Genomic DNA, 18,924 nt, shown 5'->3' with positions numbered 1-18,924 from the left:
GTGGCGCAGGTTCTACGCCTCGCGATATTTTGGCCAGCGGACGAGTCCAACCCACATGGAGCACTGGCAAGAGCCCATCATGACGGCGATACATAGACCAAAGGGGTCACCACCCTTAAAAATGTATGCTTGACGGGTGCGAGCCGTTGCCTATATCCGCAGATCCAAAGACCCCACCGAGGGCAACGCGTCGCTCGTCGACCAGCGCGCCTGGATCATGGCGGAAAGCCGAAAGCATCACCACACAGTCGCCAAGCAGGACATCTTCGAAGAAGTCGTCAGTGCCTACCGCGACCGGCATCGCCCCGAGCGCGACCGCCTCGAAGGGGTCCTCGCCGAAGGCGACGTCAAGGCGCTATACGTCCGGGACCTTGACCGCCTGGCACGGCGGTTGATGGACACCGCCCGCATCGTCGACACCTGCAACCGTCACAACGTCACGATCTACACCCATGATCGCGTGTTCGCCCCGCGATCGCCCGACACCATCCTGCTGATCTCCGTCCTCGGCGGCCTGGCCGAGACCGAGGCGGCGACCACAAGCAAGCGGCTGAAGCGCACCGCCGAGAACATCCGCCAGAAAGGCGGATGGAACGGCCCTGCGCCGTACGGCTGGATGCGGCCCGAGCAGCGCAACGCCGACGGCGTGAAGACGCTGAAGCTGCACCCGGAGGAGAGCAAGACCGTCCGCCGCATCGTCGAATGGCGGCTCGACGGACTCTCCGTCGCCGAGATCGTCCGGGAGCTCAACCAGCAGGGCCTGACCAACCGCGAGGGCCGGCCGTTCCAATACCGTGCCGTCGCCTCACTGCTGCGCCATCCTCTCCTGGCCGGGTACAACTCCCTCACGGCCAAGGCCGATGGACGCAGCGCCGGCCAAGGCCCGGACTTTCGCGACACGCGCAAGATCGTCATCGACAAGGACGGGCGTCCGGTCAAAAGTCATGAGGCGGTCTGCACGGAGACCGAGTGGGAAACCCTGCGCCTGCTGATGAAGCCCCAGCCACTCAAACGGACCCGGGCCCGCGCCGGAGGCCTTCCCCTGGTCGGCCTCGTCTACTGCGCCGGCTGCGGCACCAAGATGACCAGCAACAGGTCGATGGGCGAGTCGGGGACGTACGTGTGCAACGGACGGATGCGCGGCGCTGACTGCCCCGGCGTTGCAATCAACAGGGAAGCCCTGGAGCGCTTCATCCGCGACGTCGTCGCCGGATCGCTCGACAGCCCCGAGGTGATGGAGCTGCAGGCCGAGAGGCTGAACCAGGCCGCGGCGGGGACCATGAGCTCGGAGTTGTCCGAGCTCCACGAACAGGCTGACGCCCTGGGGGACTCCATTTTCATCCTGCGGGCCCAGATCAACACCGCGCCGGCCAGTGCGATGTCGGCACTGCTGAACCGCATCGGTGAGGAGGAAGCCCTCAAAGGTCAGATCGAGATGCGGATCTCAGAGAAGACCGAGGGGCGGCCGAGGGCGATCCCCGACATCAGCGGGGCCGAGTTCCTCGGGCTCCCGGAGACAGAGCAGAAATCCATCATCAGGGCCTTCCTCCGCAAAGTCGTGGTCCACGCCGACGACGGAAAGCGCGGGTCGGTCAAGGGGATGTTCGGTTCCCAGGGCACGAACCTGAGCCGGATCAGCTTCTGGTATCTCGGCGAAGCGGACGACCAGGAGCCGCGCCGCGGGGGCGGGTACTCGCTCATGCCCTCGAACGGCAGCTATCAGTGCCCCAAGTGCGAGGAACCCCGGACGTTCCGCTACCGTAACAACCTTCGCCACCACATGAACTACGCGCACCCGCAGCCGGTGCCGTGTCCTGAATGCGGCGAAGAATTCCCTTTGCCCGGGCTGCCCAGCCACCGCCGCAACAAACACGGGGTCAAGGGCTCACGCCAGTCCTGGAGCTGACTCCCGCGGACTGGAGCGTGTCTCTAATGCCATGAACCAGCTACTGAGGGCTCGGTTCTAGTCGTCATTGTCCGGTAATAGGCTGAGCATAAGAGTCGAGGCCGTTTCGAGGTTCTCGATGTGGCCGGCGCGTGAATGTGAGATGGCGTCCTTAGCTGCTCTGCCTGCGAACCCACCTGTCAGAGCAACCGGTGGAAGGACCATGGCGATACCGTGAATTGCCAGCTGGACGAGCCCGGCACCGTACCAGCTGGTAACCACTGACTTCCACTTTTCGTGCTTCAAATCCTGCTGAAGTCTGTCTGAAACGGGGCGGACAACGTCGTCGACGCGCTCTTTGACTGACTGCAGGAAGCGGAGGTAGCCCATTCCGCCCGCATGTAGTTCTCCGGCGACCGCAGAAGCGTGGGTAAGCGCCGTCCGCATATCCGCCCAAACGTCGTCATCTTCCCTCAGCTTGATCAACTGTTGAAATGTCAGATTTCCCAGAGCAGGAAGAACAAGCGCGAGAGCTGGGTCGGGCCGTGCCACGTGTCCCGCAGCCTCGCTCTGGGCGTTGTCCGTTGACCCTGTTTCGTCCCGGGCCGCCAATGACGTCGCCATACGGAAATGACGCGCTGTCGCAGCACGGCTTGTCATCGGTTGCGTCCCGAACAGTGAGCAGAAGGCAAGGAAGTGACATGACTCGGCCAGTTGTTTCTGCGAGTCGGTTCCGTAGGCGGCCATCAAAGGCTTGACCCAGAGAGGGTCCACCCAGAGGTACGTACCGTCCTCAACTGATTTCAGTAGGTCACTGTTGGTATATACCCCTTTCAGCTGGAACTCACTTACCCCAAGCTCAGTCGTTAGCAGGTGGCGGGTGACAGGATCGAGAGCGAGATAAGTCGCATCTCCGAAATCAGCAACCGCTGACGGATAGTGTTCTCGCATAGGGCCCTCAGGACCTAGGCGGGTGCGGATGACGGTCTGGTGCCGAGCAGTTGGGACCGTGAGTACGAAGCCTTTGCGAATCGCGGACGCAATAGGACGGATTAGGTCAACCGCGGCCTGAAGGTCGCTCTGAGCTGTCAACAGGTCAGCGCCCAAGATATTCCAGTGCTCGTACGCCTGGATCAAATCGAGTCCCCAATCAAGTAAGAGGTCTGGAACTACTGACTGATCACATAGCAGCATCTGAACCTTAAGGTCCACAATCGACGTACTTGGCAAATCGCGACCACCACCGAGAATTACGTTGTCGTTTGCGTAGGTGCCTGCCAGCACGTGCGGGGCATCACCTTCTATCTGTGGTTCCAGCGCCCGCACTTCCGCTACCAGACGCTCCGCCAATTCCACCAGGTGATCCAAGGGCATCTTTGGTGGTATCGAAAACTGTGCAGAGTCAAGCGCCAGCCCAAAGAAGTCTTCGACCACATGTACTGAATTCACGAATTCATTATGGTCTTTCTGACTTTGGAACCCACAGTGTTGGCACGGGCTGTACATGTTCCATCCCGCCGCGCAGCAGTGCTCGGAGTGATTTACATCTGGCTGACCGCCTTAGGCGGCACACCCTAGGCGGCCCGACGGCGACCCAAGCGTGCGGGCTTGACGGCCCCAGCTGCTTCCGCCCGCCGGATGGCGACCGAGGCGGCCACGGCGGCTCCGGCCTGGATGGCCTCCACCGGGATCGGGCGGACGGCGATCGCGGCTGCAGCTGCCGCCGAGATCTGCACCGGCCTGCGCGGGGAGGCAGATGCAGACGAAGCCACACCGCGTTCAGCGGTGGTGACCTGTCCTGCCATGTCTGCCTGCCTCAGATAGCTGTGCCTTGAATGCCTATCGGCAATCTATCAACTAATGAGTCAGAGGATCAATCAAATGGAATGGGATAGGAGTCGAATCGTCACACTCGGGGATGAGTCGACGAGATGGAGCAGGCTCAGGCTGCGGCAGCCCCGGTGTCGCTGATCCCGGCCAGCAGCCACTGCTCGGACAGGGGATCGCGGCGCAGCTCGAAGGTTCGCAGCGCCGAAGTGGACGTCAGCCGGACCTGGACCTGCCACTGTTCGACGCTGATCAGGTCACCGCAGCCAACCGGTGCCCGCTTGGCGGTGTTCCACCAGTCGGCGCGGGTGAACCAGTGCACCGGTTCGGCGGCCACGGCCCAGATCCTGCCGTCATATCTGACAGCCAGGGGAACGCCCTTCGCGGTGAAGCGGACCTCCACCGGAGCATCCAGAGGTTTGTTATTTGCTGCTGTTGCTGCCACGGGTCCGCTCTCCAAGGTTCCTGTTCATCATTTCTTCCCGGCGGGTCACCGCCGAACTCCACACCCAGGTCCGGTACGTCACCGGCCCGTCCTTCCGCGTCACTTCGATCGCTTTCGCCGTCCAGGCGAAGACCTCGCCGTCCACCAGTTCGGCGCAGTTCGGGAATCGGATCCATGCCTTGACGGGGATTCCGGGATACCCGTTCCTGACCGGAAAGTGTTCGAAGTCGAGCTCTTCCACTGTCAGTCCGATCGGGCCGGCCCGCCGCGCATACTGCGTCTGCAGTGCAGCGGCGAACTCTTCGGGGGGCATAACACAACCTTAGAACATATATTCGAATAGACGCCCTATGAAGATGGCGGCTTCGGTCGCCACCATCACTCCCGGGAATCGTTTGGTCCCGTTTTCGATCCCCTGCACAGATCCCCTGCACACCAAGCTACGAAAGGCTCCGACAACGCCCGGAACGGACTGATCCCGTCCGCTGCCGGCTCGGCACAAAACGGGGCAGTGTCAGACAATGGGGACATGCCAGCTGCCTCTGCTTCCCGTACTGTCCATCACCTCTACTCCGCTTCCGGGCACCTCCTTCCGGCGTGCGGTGTGACCCCCGGACCTGATGGGCCCGAGTGGCACACCGGACACGACGCCGGGGTCCTGCAGGCGTTCTCCGCGCAGGGATCGGCGTGCTGCGCTCTGTGTCTGGAGTTGTCCCTGTCATCTCCTGACTGACATGTGCAAGGTGGTACACGTGGTACGTGGTCTGCCATACTGGTAGAGAAAACAGGTATACGAGTGGAAATCCTGCTCAGCCCCGGCTGAGCAGATCGTCCGTCCAAACGGGCGTGGATGGTCCAGCTTCGGCTCCCGGGCGCGGCCTCGGAACGGGGGCTCGGGGAAACAGTTCTGAACTGTGGAGCCGAGACGCTGAACCTTCCGAATACTCATTGCCTGGACACAGAGCCAGGACGACAGGACCGACCAGAAGGACGAGAAGACCATGAACATCACCAGGACCGCACACGTGACGCGGACGAAGCTGGCCGCGACCGCTGTGGCCCTGGCCTGCGGCGCGCTCGTGCTCAGCGGCTGCAGCAGCTCCGGCGGCGACGGACGATACTTCGCCACCTCGGAAGGGCAGAACGGCGACATCGTCGTTGTGGACGGTGACCAGATCACCTACTTCGACACCGCCAGCCGCCAGGACCTCGCCTGCCGCTCCATCAATTCCGTCCTCGACGACCCGAAGGCGGCCGCCGCCAAGGGCGAGCTCAAGGACGCCTACACCGTCCGTGGCACCGGCAAGATCAACGAGTCCAAGTCCTCCGTGGACTGGACGGAGGCTGGCCGCAGCACCACCGAGACCGGCACGATCAGCTTCGGCAAGGACAAGTCGACCATGGAGTTCGTCTTCTCCAACGGCGTCAACGACGTCGTGCTCGTCCCCGTTGACAGCGAGCAGGGCAAAGCCGTCAAGACCAAGTACTGCGGCTGAGGAGGCTGACCTCTTGACTGCCCTGATCGACCTGCAGCACCGGAGCTCCGTGGACCACGCGTCCGCGGGGCTCTGCCTTTTCTCTGCCGGGATGAACCCGCGTGCCGGACAGGATGCAGGAGGTCGGGCATGACGCGCATCGGACCGATCAGGTACTACAAGGAGCGGGTGGCGTACCCCAGCGACGATCAGCTGCGCGCGGCGCGAGCCACCTGGGACTTCGACGATATCCGCCGGCCGACGGACGATGTGGACTGCACGCACGTCCAGCTGATCGAAGTCTCCGGCCGCAACGCGGGGGAGCGGCGGCAGCTGGAGGAGGAGAAACTCACACGCTTCTTCGACTACATCGGCACCCGGGCCGGCTTCCGGGTGCTCACACACCACAAGAAACCGGACTCGGACACTGCGACCTTCGTCTCGCACGAGATCGTCTACGTCATCGAGTCCCGGCCGACCAGAGGGTACGCCAAGCTCACCCTCCGCTCGGAGCTGCCCCGCAGCGGGACCTCCGGCACTGTCTCGGACATCTTCGGCGCTGAGGGAATCGACCGCATCTCGCGGATCTTCGACAAGGGTCCCAGGAGGGACTGAGGCCGGTGCTGCAGTACGACTGCCGCCCGACAGGAAAAGAAGACCCCGTGGACATCGCGTCCACGGGGTCTTCCTGTGTCTGACTGGCCGGCAATCCCGTGTGGGCCCTACAGCGGTCCGCCCTTCAGGTGCAGCGCCCGGTGCTCCTCGATCGTCTCCGGGGGCCGCCCGTACTTCGGCGCGTGTGTCTCGATGAAATCGATCTCGGCCCAAGTGTCACTGTGCCGGACCCGCGACCTGGCCAGCACCGCAAGCGCGGTTACTGACACGACCACGTTGGCCAGCTACCACACGATGGCGATGAGGACCGCCATCTGGACCAGTCCCCGTTCAGAGGAGCCCGTCTGTACTGCCACGGTCACCAGGGCCGTTGAACTGCCCAAAGCCATGCACCCCAGCAGGAGGCCGGCCACCCATCCCTCCGTCGGTATGCGCCGGCGCGCCAGATCTGCGGGGCTGTCGCGATCGCGGACCAGCCGCAGCACCTCGCCCACGAAGAACACAGCAGCCAACGCGACCACACAGTTCACCGCAAGCTCGCGCGCTCCCTCGAGCCACCAGCGCCGCGAGTGCCACCAGCCCCGCGGGAACTCATCGCGCGCCTTGCCTCGCAGATTCATCCGTTCCATCCTTCCTCCATGACAGGCAAAGGGCGGCGCACCCCTTATCGGAGTGCGCCGCCCTCATCACCATCGATCAGTTCGTCTGGTCCTCAGCCGGCTTCCTCTGCGACACGGGACCGTCCGTGCGCTTCGAAGCCGGATCCGCCGTCCGCCGCGGCTGGGTCGGAGCCGGCTGCGACGGCGTCGGGGCCGGGGCCTTCGGAGCCGGGGTGGGAGCCGAAACCTTCGGAGCCTGAGCCGGAGCCGTCGGTGCTGAACGACGTCCGCTGCGCGGAGTCGGCTGGACACCCTGGCTGCCCTGAGCGCCGCCACTGACCCGGCCACCCACACGGGGCTGGGCCGGTGCAGAAGCCGGAGCCTGGGGGCGCTGACCGGTCTGGCCCTGCACCTGCGCCGGAACGCCGGTGCGGGGCTGGGCCGGAGCCCGGTGTGCACTGCCCTGGCCGGTCGGAGCCTGGACCGGAGCCTGCGGGCTGCGACGCTGGCTGCCGTTGGCCTGCGGCATCCCCGGTCCTGCCTGCACAGCGCGGGAACCGGAACCCGCGTTGGCCTGCGGCTGCTGGCCTTCGGCGGCCCGCGTCGCCCGGGTACCCGGAATGTCCGGGACCGCTGCGACGACGGAGTTCACCTGCGCGGGCCCGCCGGTACCAGCGGTGAAGCGCGGGCCCTGGCCCGAGGAGGCCGGAGCCGCCTGCTGTCTGGTGCCGAACTGCGTCGGTGCCGACTGGCCGGCGACCGCCTTGCGGCCACCGCTGGTGGGCGCACCGTTCTCGGTGCCGCCCGCGAGCCTGTTCTGCTTCTGGCCCTGCCCCTGCCCCTGGCCCGGCTGCCCGGTACGAGGCGCATCCTGCGCGCCGCCGACCCCGAAGCTCGTCTGGCCGCCGGTGGTCTGGCCGCCCCGCGAGGAGGCACCCGGGCCGGTGCTGTAGCCGAGGTTCGACAGGCCACCCTTGCTGCCCAAGGTTTGAGCAGTCTCCTTGTCGGAGCGGGAGCTCCCCGCCTTGCCGCCCGTGAGCTGAAGAGGACCGCCCTTGTCGCCGGGGCCCTCGGGGCCACCGGCGGACGGGCCGCGACCGCCGCTGTCGCCACCACCGCCGGGAATCGGACCGGGACCGGCGGGGCTGCCGCCGTCGGGGCCGGCCTCCGGACCCTCGTTCGGACCAGCGGCCAGCGCCAGTGCGCCCTTCCCGCCAGCAAGCGACTTCTGGTCGCCGTTCAGGCCGCCGGCGTTGGTCGACGAGCCCTTGCCGCCACCGGGGGTGCCGCCGGGCTTCATAGCCCCGCTGCCGCCGAGCTTGCCGCCGACGCCGGAGGCGAGCTTGTTGCCCATGGCCATGCCCGCTCCGGCCCCGGCTCCCGCAGCCAGCGCGGGGAGCATGCCGCTCTTGTCCGGCTTCGGCGCGGTGTTGGTCTCGAGGAACTTGTCCACCAGCTTGGTGAACACCTCGTCCATCGCCTGCAGCACGACCTTGCGCACCCGCAGGAGCGCGAAGGTGATGCCGATGATCAGCAGGGAGGAAATCAGGGTCAGAATGACCACGATGATCCCGCCGAGCATGCCGGATCCCCACAGGCCGTCCTGGGACATCCAGGACGACACCGGTCCGGAGATGATGTCCGGGATGGAGATCAGCAGCTCCGAGACGAACTGGTAGATGAACAGCGTCACCAGCACCTCGAGGATCAGCGCGACCGAGTAGACGATCACCTTGCTGATCGCGGCGATCGCACCCAGCGTGGCGAACGGCACCGCGGCCACGAGGCTGAAGGTGCGCTTGACCGCGCCCACCAGCATGCCGATGGCGTACCAGAAGCCGAGCAGGACCATGCTGCCCAGGACGACCCCCGCGTTCTGCCAGTACATGAACTTCGCCGGGCCCGTGCCGACCTGGCTGACCGCCATGTGGTCCTCGCGGGTCAGGCCGCTGGTGACGTTGTTCGAGCTGTACATCGTCATCGAGTCGGGGCCGAAGCCGGTGTTCAGGTAGTTGTACGCCGACAGCGCCGACATGTTGCAGGAGACCGGGGCGTCATCCGCCCAGACCGAGAATCCGCAGCCGTGCTTGGTGCCCTGGGTCGAGAAGCTCGTCGTGTTCCCGCCCGGGGTCGAGGAGGTCAGGCCCTTGCCGCTGACCGCCAGCACCGGATGGTTGGTCGGGGTGTAGTCCGACTCGCCGTGCCCGCCGAAGTTATCGCTGTCACCGTAGGACTTCTTGTCGATGAACCACTCCTTCTTCACGTCGCTGCTGACCGGCAGGTTGGTGATCGCGCTCTTGATGCCCGACTCGAAGTCCGACGCCGACGTGATCTGGCCCGAGATGTAGTTGTTGAGCATGCCAAAGGTCTCACCCACGGCATTAAAGTCACCCGCCGGGCTGCCCTCCATGCCGACCAGGCTGTTCTTCCAGGCCGTCTCGGCATTGGTCGCACCGGGACCCACGCTGATGTCGCGGAAGGTCGAACCGTGCGCCTGCTTGTTGATGGCCAATGCCGTCGTGCGCACCGACATCATCGCGTTGTTGCTGGCCTGGCCGTTGTCCCAGGCGATAACGGCCTCATCGGGAACGCCGAGGCGGTCGTTCATCATCCAGGCCTCGAAGTCCACGTACGTGGAGAGCACCACGCGGGTCGGGCCGGCGTGCTGGCCCAGCAGCGAGTCATCGAACTTGTCCATGACGCCGGTGTACATCGAACCCAGCAGCGGAAGGCCCACGCCGATGAAGACGACGCGCACGACGAGCTTCTTGATCGCCGAGCCGCGGTCCATCTTCTTGAAAAGGACAAGGCCGATGATCAGGAACCCAATGAAGAGCGGGACCAGCGCCTCCCAGGCGATGGACTGCAGCAGGCCGTACCAGCTGGCGATCCAGTGCTGCAGGCCGGCCAGGGCACCACCGCCGGCGTCGCCACCGGTCATCCCGTCAGCGAGGTCCTGCTGGTGCGCGCTGTTGGTATTGCCGCCGGAGTCCGCGACGCCGGCAACCGCCTGGTAGAACCACATGAACGGGTTCAGCACCTTCAGCAGCTGGATGATGAGATAGAACAGCGTGCCCACGGCCAGGGCCATCGCGTAAAGGAGCCAGATCGCGCCGCCGCCGATGAGCGACAGAATCTGTCCACCGATGCCCGAGGACATCGTGTCCAGGCCAAGGTCGGCATTCGCCGCACCGAAGTGGGCGTAGTCCACCATGCCGGAGTACACGTTCTTGCCGCTGCCAGTGGCCGTCGCATTCAGCGTGTCGTACCCGATGGTCTGCGTGGAGCCCGTCGCCTCGGCGAAGAGCCAGCCGACCACGTTGAAGAGGCTGAACTCGGAGTCGGCGTAGCCGAGCATGTCGCCGCCCGTCGCCGGGGCGGCGGTGATCGCCCGCCAGTCCTCGTTCATCCGCTCTTCGGGCTTGTCCTTGCCCTCGGGGGAGTTCTCCTGGCTGAAGTACGTCGAGGCGTTCGACGCCAGCTGGTACAGCGAGTAATTGTCGCGGTCCTCGTCGTCGGCAGCGTGCGCCGACGGGGCGAACACCGTCATCAGCAGCGGCACAACCAGTGCCACGAGCAGCGACAGGGCCAGGACGCGCACCAGCCCGCCCCGGGCAGTCGCCGCGGCCCGGGCCCGCGCCGCGAGCGTGATGGTCCCGTTCATCTTTCCCTTCCTGTCTGTGGTCTCTGTGATGGCCGTCATGACTTGCCCAGCTTCCGCGGGGCCGTCCCGGCCTTCTTCATGGCCTTCCTGCGCTCGGCCCGCCCCACCTGGGCCTCCGGGCGGTCCTCCTCGGATTCGACGCTCTGGCGGGCGCTGGTGAGCCTCGCGCCGGGGGCCGGCTTGTCCTTCATCAGCTGGTTCATCCGGGCCGCCTCGTCGGCCTTGGCGGCCTCCAGGCGAACCTGCCTGCGCTGGGCCTCGCGGAAGGGGTTGATCCCCAGCGCGAGGTCGAGGTGGAAGACGACATTCGATACGTCCCGGCGCAGGTACGTGAGGTTCTCGCCCTTGGTCGTGATGAGCTGGGCGAGGTCCGGCGGGATCTGCTGGTGCAGCTGCTTCTGGTACTCCGCCACCGTGCGGTCGCGCATCGGCCCGAAGAGCGTATAGTCCGCGGCGTCGAACTTATTGAAGTCCGAGTCCACGAGCATCTTGTCGACGTCGTTGTAGCTGTAGACCACGCGGCCGCCGCGCTCGTGCATGTGGTCGAACTGGTCGCGCAGGTACTTTTTGACGCGGTCATCGATCTGCTCGGTGCCATGGATCACCACGGTGTCCCCGAGCCCGAGCTTGCCGACCGCGAAGCCAACGATGTTGACCAGCTGGGCCATGGCCACGCCCTTGCCACGGCGCATGAGCCGCGAGAAGTCGTAGACCACGCGCCGGGCATCCCGAACCCCGTCCACGGCCGATGCCGTGTGGTTGTTGAACAGGTCCCCGTTCGTGCTGAGCATCGTGTTCGCGATGCCGCGCAGTACGTTGTATGCGCGCAGCTGGTCGGGGTCGGTCTTGCTCGAGTTCAGCAGGGCCTTGTGCGCGGTGGCGAGGTACGAGACGAACATCTGCAGCCGCGGCACCTGCTGGTGCGGGATGTTGACCACGCGCAGGCGGTGCCGCTGATCCTTGGCGTTGTGCCGCCACATGCCCTGCTCGACATAGAAGTCTGTCGCCGTGTCCTCCAGCGCGGAGCGGATGATCGAGCCGATTGCCCCGTCCGTGGTCTCGTAGAGCTGCTCGAACATCAACTTGAGCTTCTCCATCTGAGCGGCGAAGACCGTCAGTTCGTCGTCCTCGTCCCCGAACAGCTCGAAGGGGTTGACGTCACCGCGGTTCAGGTCCACGCGTGAGGTCAGCCGCTCGAAGTCCGGGCCGAGCTTGTCCAGGTCCGCCCCGTCCAGCACGAGGTGGACCACCGAGCCGTTGCCGAGCATGCAGGCCTGCGAGATCTTCGAGCACCACATGTTCGACACACGCTGGCGGTCCAGATACTCGCTCAGGGTCGCGTCGGCCACGACGACGTGGTGCTCATACCGGTTGACGTCCATAAGTACGGCCGAGTTGTTGACGTCGCCGACCATGTAACCGACGTACTCCCCGCCCCGGTCGTTCAGGCCGTTGGTCACCAGCGAGTAAGAGCCCGCGAGTTCGGTCGAGGTGAAATGGACGCCCTTGCCGCGCTTCTTCTCGTTGTTCTTGAACAGGCCGGCGAGCTCCTGGCGCTGCTCGCCGGCGTAGGCCGCGGCCTTCAGCGTGCCGAAGCGGTCGATGTACAGGCGCGTAACGCGGTCGACCGAGTCGTCCAGCGTCTTCAGGTCCGGAGCCTTGAGGAACAGCCGGTTGTGCACCGACAGGTAGCTCGCGCCGTCCTGGATCTCGCCGATGGTGACCTCCAGGTCAGAGGAGATCTTCGCGGCCTTGCGCTTGGAGGAAGTCGTGCCCGTCTCCTCCTGCTCGTTCTTGTCGAGGTTGTCGAGCTTCTCGGACTGTTTGGTGAACGAATCCACCCACTTCTCGTCCATCCGGCGCACCTGTTCCAGGACCACCGCGGTGACGCGCTCGTCGAGCCCGTCCGGGATCCGGTCGATGCCCCAGAACGCGGCGAAGTTGTCGTGCGCGGCGTCGTCGTGGAAGAACGCGAGCACGCACGCCACGGAACCGTCGACCTCGAAGTAGTCGGAGCGGAAAACGTACTTCTCCCGAGGCTTGAGCGCCAGCAGGTGCGGATACGAGTCGAACCGCCCCTCCAGCTTCTTCATCTCCTGGCGGCGCTGCCACCAGTTCTTCTTCGCCTCGACCGCCTCGGCAGGGTCGGCGTCCACCGCCGGCTCCGCCGTCCCGCCAGTGGCAGGATCGCCGTCGATAGCGGCCTCCACTTCGTCCACGCCCGGCACAGCCGTCGAGTCCCCGCTCCGGGGCTTCTTCCCCGGGATGCCCAGCTGTGCGCGGGCCTTCGTCATCAGCGCCATGTCACCCTTCGTCCTTCCTTTGTTCGTCCAGCTCGGCCCGATCAGTTCAGTGAGGCCTTGAGAGAGTGCAGTTCGTCGTCGATGCCCTGGTAGAAGACCCGCAGCATCGGTTCGGTCTCCTCGCGGTCGAGGACCGTAGCCTCCTTGATCATCAGCGAGGACCCCTCGACCTCGGCCTGCAGCACCATGTGTCCACGGCGCAGAGCGTCAGCGCTCTTACCCTTGAGCAACAGGTACTGGTGGATCGAGGTGAACTTGCCGCCGACGTGCTGCGTGAGGATGTCGTACTGCTCGTTCTGCAGCTCGATCAGGTCGGGGTCGCGGACTTCGAGGGCGTGGTTGCGGTGCTCGAGCGAGGCCACCTGGTGGTAGATCCGCTGCGGTTCCTTCGTCGTGATGAAGGCCCACTCGCAGTTCGTGTCGATCTTGCGCCAGAAGGCATCGACCCGATCCAGGATGCCGATGCGGTCCTCGTCGAAGAGCAGGTACGACGCTGAGCCGACGACCAGGTAGACCTGACCCTCGCCGCCGTCGGAGAAGCGGATCCGTCCGTCATCCTCGATGCCGTCGATGCCGACAATCGAGTAGAAGTCGCTCGGGTCCGAGCTGCGGCGGGTGAAGACGTTGCGCGCCCGCGACGGGACGTAAGCCAGCAGGGCGGGGACATTCATCGCCCGCAGCTCCTTGGTCTTGGTCATGCCGCCGAAGTAGACGACCAATGCCAGGCCCCAGATGACGAAGAGCGTGATGAACACCGGACCCGAGCTCGCCACGAAGGTCTGCGTTACCGCCCACAGCAGCGCCAGCGCACCCCCGCCGAAGAAGAACAGCTGCTTGATCGGGGAGGGCTTGGCCGCCCAGCCGCCCTTGCTGAGCGTGATCTCGTGGTCGAGGAACGACCTGTTGAGGCTCGTCGGCACCTTGTACGACATCTTCGCCATGAATCTCTCCCTGCTGCCACCACTGATTAGTCTGCGTCTGTCCGAATTCCCTCATAGATGAGGGATACATGACTACTCTACATTAGATAGACCTATCGGATCGAGCGCGACTGACGAAAGAATGGCACCGCCCGGCGACTTGGACGTGTGATCCGAAGCCGTCGGGCGATGCCGTGGCGTGCTGATGTACGTGGACTCGCAGCCTATCGAAATGACATTCGAATGATCATTCAGGAGCGAGTCCGCGCTACCTCAACCGAAGGAGGGGACAAGCTTCTTCTTGCCGCCCTCGTTCTTCCACTGAAGCTCGGCGTCAAACTTCTTTCCCTTGCTCGAGGTGAAGCCCGTACCCTTGATCGTCTTGCCCGCGGCCAGCGCCGCGAGCTGGTCGTCAGTAAAAGCGACCCCGCACCAGCTCTTCGGCGGGGCATCCAGGGAGGCCTCGAAGTCGGGCACGATCTTCTTGCCCTCACCCTTCTTCTCCTCACGGAAGAAGACCTTGCACTGGAAGCGGTTGCCCTTCTTCGAGACGAAGTCGCTGGACTCGACGCCCTCGCCGGCCATGAGGCGGTCGATCTCCTCGGGCGTAAAGGTGTAGTGGCACCAGGAGGCCGGCGGCAGCGCGTTGCCGCTGGCGTCGCGCCGGCCGAAACCGAGCTTCTGGAACCCAACGAACTTCCGGCCCTTGAAAGTACCCTCGCCAAGCTCGCCGAAGACCTCGTAGGCCTTGCCCGTGGTGCTCGTCGCCGAAAACTCGATCGTCTCCCCGGCCAGCAGCCGGGCGACCTCGTCGTCGGTGAAGCGGTGGCCGCCCCACTCACGCGCGAACACAACATCCTTGCCTGTCGTGGACCAGGTGCCCTGCACCCGTTCCTTCCGGGTGACCGCCTCTTCCTTGAGCCCCAGTTCGGAGCGCATCGTCGCAGCGTTCTTCTGCATGGTCGCGATGTCCTCGCGCACCCAGTCGGCCACGACCGCCAGGCGCTCCTCTGCGCTGGGGCCCGTGCCTGCGGCAATCTCCTTCATGTCGGCATAGACCTTCTCGGTCAGCGCCAGTTCGCCGATCCGGGTGTCCGGCAGCAGTCGCCAGCTCATGTCCCCGGCTTCGGCGAGGGTGAGCTTGCGGCCCTTTTCCAGCAGCAGCGGATACTTGGTCTTCGTCGACGTCACCTCGGAATACGTCGAAGTCCGGGTGGCACCGGTGCCCACGTCGCGCTTCTCCAGCTGCTTCATCAGCCACTTCATGCTCGGGTGCTCCGGGCGCTTGTTCGCACCTTCGAAGACGAACGGCTCGGCATTGGTGCCCAGGCCCTTGGCAGACTCGTTCTCGTCGCCCTCGGCCGTGTCGTCGCCGGCATCCGGGTCGAATACCGCCTTCCAGCCCGCCGACAGCGGGACGTTGGCGATGCCCACGAAGTCCGGGTAGTCCTTGACGTGGCCCTTCTGCTGCTCGTAGACGTAGTCCTCGGCGATCATCGCCAGGTAGTTCTTGCCCAGCGTCTCGTAGATCAGGCGGCCAGCCTTGCCGAAGCGCTGTTCGACGTCGTCGAGAGAGACGGGCACCTTCGGGCCCGGCCGGTTCGCACCGTGCGCGCCCTGCGGCTTCACGTGCGTCGTCCGCGGCTGGCGGTGCGTCAGGAGCTTCACGTCCACGCCCACGACCCCGGCGATCTTGTCCACCAGCGGCGCGAGCCCGTTGAACTGCTCGGGGGTGATCGTCTTGTCCTCAGTGCGCGGGTAGCTGACGACCTGGGCCTCGTACATCTTCTGATAGGTCGAGAGCACCAGCTGGGCCTTGATCCCCTTGCCGACCAGAAGCGAGGACAGCGCGGCCAGGTCCAGCAGCTTCGGCGGCGCAGTCTGCTTCGTCGCCTTGCCGTCGAGCACGACGGGGGAGGGGCCGTACTGGTTCGGCACCTGGTCCTTCCGGTCGAACCGCAGCTCCTCCGGGTTCGTGTACATCACATCGTTCTCGTCGCGGAACCGGTTCTGGAAGAACGGCTTCTTGACGTAGTCGTTGTACGCCTTGAGCTGGTCGCCGACGAGCTTGACCATCGCCGACTTCAGCCGGCCCTGGCGCAGCACCGTGTCCTGCCCGGACTGGCGCGCCATGTTCGTGGCGATGCGCGTGAACTGCATCGAGAGCAGGTCGAACTGCGAGCGGTAGCGCGCCTTCTTGTACTCGTCGAAGTCCAGCAGCGAGGGGATCGCCCGGCGGCTGGCGAACGCCTTCTGCAGCGACGCCGGGGCCTCGTCGGTGAAGTACATGCGCGACCACTTGCCCGGCTTGAGCCCCAGCTCGAGGAAGGCGTTGACCGCGATCATGCCGCCCTCGCCCGTGGGGTCGACGTCGGTGGCGATCACGATCTCGTCGCACTTGCCCAGCGTGCGCTTCACGTCCTGGGCGACCGACCCCGCGTCCTTGATCACCTCCAGGCTCCAGTCGAGCTGCTGCGGGTCCCACGGCAGGTTGCCCAGGTCCCAGGTCCGGTACTTCTCAGCCACGTCCGGGTCCGCGACCATCCGGTGCGGATCGGCGAACTCGTACAGGTGCCCCCGGGCGTGGGCGATGACGAACTGCTCCCCGTTGTACGTACCGTTCATACCGCCGAGGGCTGCGGCGAAGTGCCGCGCCGCGCTCGGCTTCTCGGTGAGGATCCCGACAACCATCATGACTCCCTTTCGTCGATGACTCATAAACCAGTCGACTCATAAATCAGTCACAAGTCTATCGACTGAATGAGTCGAATGGCGAGTCTGGGCGAGTCAAATTGCGAGTCGATGATAAGCACCATGACCCGCGCCGGCATGCCGATCAGAGAGCCCCAGGATCATTCACGGCGACCCCGGATAGGGGTAACGTCTATTGAGTCGTCACCCGCTCACGCCCGACCCAGGAGCACGAATCCCATGGCCCTCGACCACGCATTTCTGCGCACACCACAGGACTTCAGCAGCATGCTCATCGACATGCAGGAGGGCAGTTGGCCGCCGGACGAGGCTGACGTCATCCGTATCGCCCAGGGGTGCTCGATGCTGATCGAGTGCCTCGATGCCTGGGAGAGTGCCACGCACGGCAAGAACGTCTTCGACGTCGCTCGCGGGGAGATCTGCACTGCCGAAGTGCGCCGGCTCCTTGCCCGGGAGGTCGCACTGAGCTACGAAGGTGACGTCGCAGTGCTGCTGGTGCCGCCGGGGGATGAGCGCGTGCGCGTAGAGATCCGCGCTGACGTCGACGAGTACCAGGGCCTGCTGCGCCGCCCGGAGATGGTCCTGGACTGGGAGCAGGACGGCAAACAGCACCAGCACTACATCTCGCTCAAGCCCAAGGGCCCGCACTGGTACATGCTGTCGCAGCTGCGCGACGACATGAAGGAAGGCCGGCTCGTCAACCAGCTCTGAACGCCGTGCGCCGTGGAACTGATCCGCGGTCACGATTCCTGGTCGTGCTCACCGGATCGGCCGCCCTTCCCGCTCGCCCTCGAGCTTCGCCTGCTTCTTCGTCGCCTCCCGCACCCGGTCCCGCACGAAGACCGCGTCCTTGTGCGTGATCGGAGCCTCGTGGACGTCGTGCGAGCCGCGCAGGAAGTTGCTCGTGCGGTCCGCGATCGAGTACGCGACGGCCTGCTCGATCGCCGCGCTGGTCTCCTTCACCTCGCCCAGCTGCTCGCGCAGGCCAGCCAGGCCCTGGGACTGCTCACGGCCCCGCCGCTCCAGGGCCTCCATGCGCGCCGCGATGCTGCCCAGCAGCGGATCGCGGGAGCGGAACAGCTGCGCCGCGCGCCGGGTGGCGGCATCGGTCGCCAGTCCGAGGTCGAGCTGAGACAGCAGGAAGGACGTGACCAGGCTTGCCTGGCTCAACCGCTCGGCGAACTCGCGGGCTGCCGTGTCGCCGACACCGAGCTCACGGACGGCCGCTGAGCGCAGCTGCTCGCGAAGCGCGCCGACGATGGCCTCGGGCAGGGCCCGGACGGCAGGCTGGCTCTTCACGCCGTCGAGCCGGAAGCCGGTCTGCGGCAACGACTCGTTGCCCTCGTCCCCTCCGCCGGAGCCGCCCCTGGCCGCCGCAGACTGCACGGCCTCCTGATGGTCGGTGTGCTGGAGCGGGACGGGCGGGAGGAGGGTGGCATCTTCAGGCCGCGACACCGGCAGGACTGCTTGGTGTGCTTCATCGTCTGCGTCGTCGTGCGCGTGCGGCGTCACCGCTGGGTCCACGGCGACGGCGTCGCTCTGGGCCGGGGGAGTGGCGCTGCCTGCTCCCGAGCCTCCCCGTTGGCCGGCACTGGAGTCCCGGTCGAGGTCTTCGGTGCTCTGCTGCGGGGCCTCAGCTTTCTCCGGCGTGTCCTGCTCCGGCTCAGGCTGCTGTGCCCGTTCCTGGGCCCGCTTCAAACCCTCGTTCCCACCGGTCCGATACGCGTCGAGGAAGGACGTGTCGACGTCCATCAGCTCGTCGGTGGACGGCATGATCTCGTTCAGCCCCTGGCTCACGTCAACTCCCCGTTCTCTTCGTCCAGCAGATAGTTGTCGCCCCTGGTCAGCCCCAGCAAGGAATCGAAGCCCATGGTCACAACCCGCTCGAGGTTGGCATTGTTCGTCGAAAGCGCCTTGAGCTCATCAACGACCTGGTTGATGCGCGCGGTGAGCAGATCAGGGATGTCGAAGTCGAGATTCTCGCGCCGGATCTTCTCGGCGATCGCCTCGGCGTAATACTCGTTGGCGGAGGGATAGCCGCGCCGCTGTGCCCAGTACTCAGCCCGCTGCTTTTCGTCCGAGGACAGGCGGGTAAAGACCCGCTCCCTGCGGTCGCTGCCGTTCTGGTCGGTGCTCGGTCCACCGGACCTACTCGCAGCATGCGCAGCGGGAGGCGCGGCCTTCGGCTCGTCGACGACGGTCATCTCTGGCCTCTCCTGTCATATTCGACTGATGTACGAGTCCATTCTAACGTCATTCGGATACCTGTCACGAATGATTAGGCAATGACTTGTGACGGACCTTTGCGGATAGGTCGAGTGGAGGGGTAGAGTCATCTGTGTCATCCGGTCAGCGCCTGATCGCGTGTCCCCCTAAAGTGGGCGGCCCCGGGTCCTCGGCCCCAAGGCCGGGGTCGCTGAACGTTGGTTCGCACCTCCTGTTCGTGTGAAAAAGAGAAGGCCCCGGCGCGCATGAAGCG

The 18,924-nt window shown here is 65.3% G+C and carries 16 protein-coding genes; 4 read left to right on the top strand and 12 right to left on the bottom strand.

The features are described from left to right. The first annotated feature begins 136 nt into the window (after positions 1-136). On the top strand, positions 137-1,906 hold the full coding sequence (locus tag ACFUTU_RS06985) for a recombinase family protein (protein WP_377962500.1): 1,770 nt from the start codon (positions 137-139) through the stop codon (positions 1,904-1,906). Between the two features lie 57 nt (positions 1,907-1,963). Here ACFUTU_RS06985 and ACFUTU_RS06980 read toward each other — a convergent pair whose 3' ends face one another. The 4 genes from ACFUTU_RS06980 to ACFUTU_RS06965 all read right to left on the bottom strand — a co-directional run bounded on the left by ACFUTU_RS06980 (position 1,964) and on the right by ACFUTU_RS06965 (position 4,470). Then, a complete protein-coding gene (locus ACFUTU_RS06980; protein WP_377962497.1) occupies positions 1,964-3,334 on the bottom strand; it encodes a hypothetical protein in 1,371 nt (456 codons plus the stop codon). A 125-nt stretch (positions 3,335-3,459) separates the two neighbouring features. Next, positions 3,460-3,690, bottom strand: coding sequence for a hypothetical protein (locus tag ACFUTU_RS06975; protein WP_377962495.1), 231 nt, complete (start codon positions 3,688-3,690; stop codon positions 3,460-3,462). 137 nt (positions 3,691-3,827) lie between these two features. Beyond that, positions 3,828-4,157: a hypothetical protein gene (locus tag ACFUTU_RS06970; protein ID WP_377962492.1), complete on the bottom strand. Its 330-nt coding sequence runs from the start codon at positions 4,155-4,157 to the stop codon at positions 3,828-3,830. Continuing rightward, on the bottom strand, positions 4,135-4,470 hold the full coding sequence (locus tag ACFUTU_RS06965) for a hypothetical protein (protein ID WP_377962489.1): 336 nt from the start codon (positions 4,468-4,470) through the stop codon (positions 4,135-4,137). The genes ACFUTU_RS06970 and ACFUTU_RS06965 overlap by 23 nt, the downstream gene beginning before the upstream one ends. Before the next feature lie 688 nt (positions 4,471-5,158). On the opposite strand from ACFUTU_RS06965, the gene ACFUTU_RS06960 reads away from it, so the two are divergent. Both ACFUTU_RS06960 and ACFUTU_RS06955 read left to right on the top strand, forming a co-directional pair. Continuing rightward, on the top strand, positions 5,159-5,653 hold the full coding sequence (locus ACFUTU_RS06960) for a hypothetical protein (RefSeq protein WP_377962487.1): 495 nt from the start codon (positions 5,159-5,161) through the stop codon (positions 5,651-5,653). 129 nt (positions 5,654-5,782) lie between these two features. Further along, the gene (locus tag ACFUTU_RS06955; protein ID WP_377962484.1) at positions 5,783-6,247 is read left to right on the top strand and encodes a hypothetical protein; all 465 of its coding nucleotides are present in this window, start codon (positions 5,783-5,785) and stop codon (positions 6,245-6,247) included. A gap of 107 nt (positions 6,248-6,354) precedes the next feature. Here the strand turns inward: ACFUTU_RS06955 and ACFUTU_RS06950 are convergent, their stop codons facing one another. The 6 genes from ACFUTU_RS06950 to ACFUTU_RS06925 form a co-directional block, all read right to left on the bottom strand. Then, positions 6,355-6,522: a hypothetical protein gene (locus ACFUTU_RS06950; RefSeq protein WP_377962481.1), complete on the bottom strand. Its 168-nt coding sequence runs from the start codon at positions 6,520-6,522 to the stop codon at positions 6,355-6,357. 9 nt (positions 6,523-6,531) lie between these two features. After that, complete coding sequence (locus ACFUTU_RS06945) at positions 6,532-6,867, bottom strand: hypothetical protein (RefSeq protein ID WP_377962478.1); 336 nt, start codon at positions 6,865-6,867, stop codon at positions 6,532-6,534. Between the two features lie 76 nt (positions 6,868-6,943). Further along, a complete protein-coding gene (locus tag ACFUTU_RS06940) occupies positions 6,944-10,549 on the bottom strand; it encodes a hypothetical protein (protein ID WP_377962475.1) in 3,606 nt (1,201 codons plus the stop codon). Further along, complete coding sequence (locus tag ACFUTU_RS06935; RefSeq protein ID WP_377962472.1) at positions 10,546-12,813, bottom strand: hypothetical protein; 2,268 nt, start codon at positions 12,811-12,813, stop codon at positions 10,546-10,548. Before ACFUTU_RS06935 ends, ACFUTU_RS06940 begins: the two co-directional genes overlap by 4 nt. Positions 12,814-12,854: 41 nt before the next feature. After that, positions 12,855-13,754, bottom strand: a complete 900-nt coding sequence (locus ACFUTU_RS06930) for a hypothetical protein (protein WP_377962469.1) — start codon at positions 13,752-13,754, stop codon at positions 12,855-12,857. Between the two features lie 252 nt (positions 13,755-14,006). Beyond that, on the bottom strand, positions 14,007-16,427 hold the full coding sequence (locus ACFUTU_RS06925; RefSeq protein ID WP_377962466.1) for a type IA DNA topoisomerase: 2,421 nt from the start codon (positions 16,425-16,427) through the stop codon (positions 14,007-14,009). A gap of 237 nt (positions 16,428-16,664) precedes the next feature. Here ACFUTU_RS06925 and ACFUTU_RS06920 point away from each other — a divergent pair, with 237 nt between their 5' ends. Then, on the top strand, positions 16,665-17,156 hold the full coding sequence (locus ACFUTU_RS06920) for a hypothetical protein (protein ID WP_377962463.1): 492 nt from the start codon (positions 16,665-16,667) through the stop codon (positions 17,154-17,156). Between the two features lie 48 nt (positions 17,157-17,204). Here the strand turns inward: ACFUTU_RS06920 and ACFUTU_RS06915 are convergent, their stop codons facing one another. Both ACFUTU_RS06915 and ACFUTU_RS06910 read right to left on the bottom strand, forming a co-directional pair. Then, a complete protein-coding gene (locus ACFUTU_RS06915) occupies positions 17,205-18,242 on the bottom strand; it encodes a hypothetical protein (protein ID WP_377962461.1) in 1,038 nt (345 codons plus the stop codon). Beyond that, a complete protein-coding gene (locus ACFUTU_RS06910) occupies positions 18,239-18,649 on the bottom strand; it encodes a hypothetical protein (protein WP_377962458.1) in 411 nt (136 codons plus the stop codon). Before ACFUTU_RS06910 ends, ACFUTU_RS06915 begins: the two co-directional genes overlap by 4 nt. Positions 18,650-18,924 lie beyond the last annotated feature (275 nt).

The sequence above is a fragment of the Arthrobacter sp. NPDC057388 genome, assembly GCF_042668165.1.
In the GTDB taxonomy this organism is placed as follows: Bacteria; Actinomycetota; Actinomycetes; order Actinomycetales; family Micrococcaceae; genus Arthrobacter.
Note: the sequence above shows the minus strand (reverse complement) of the source record. Positions and strands in the feature narration are given on the sequence as shown.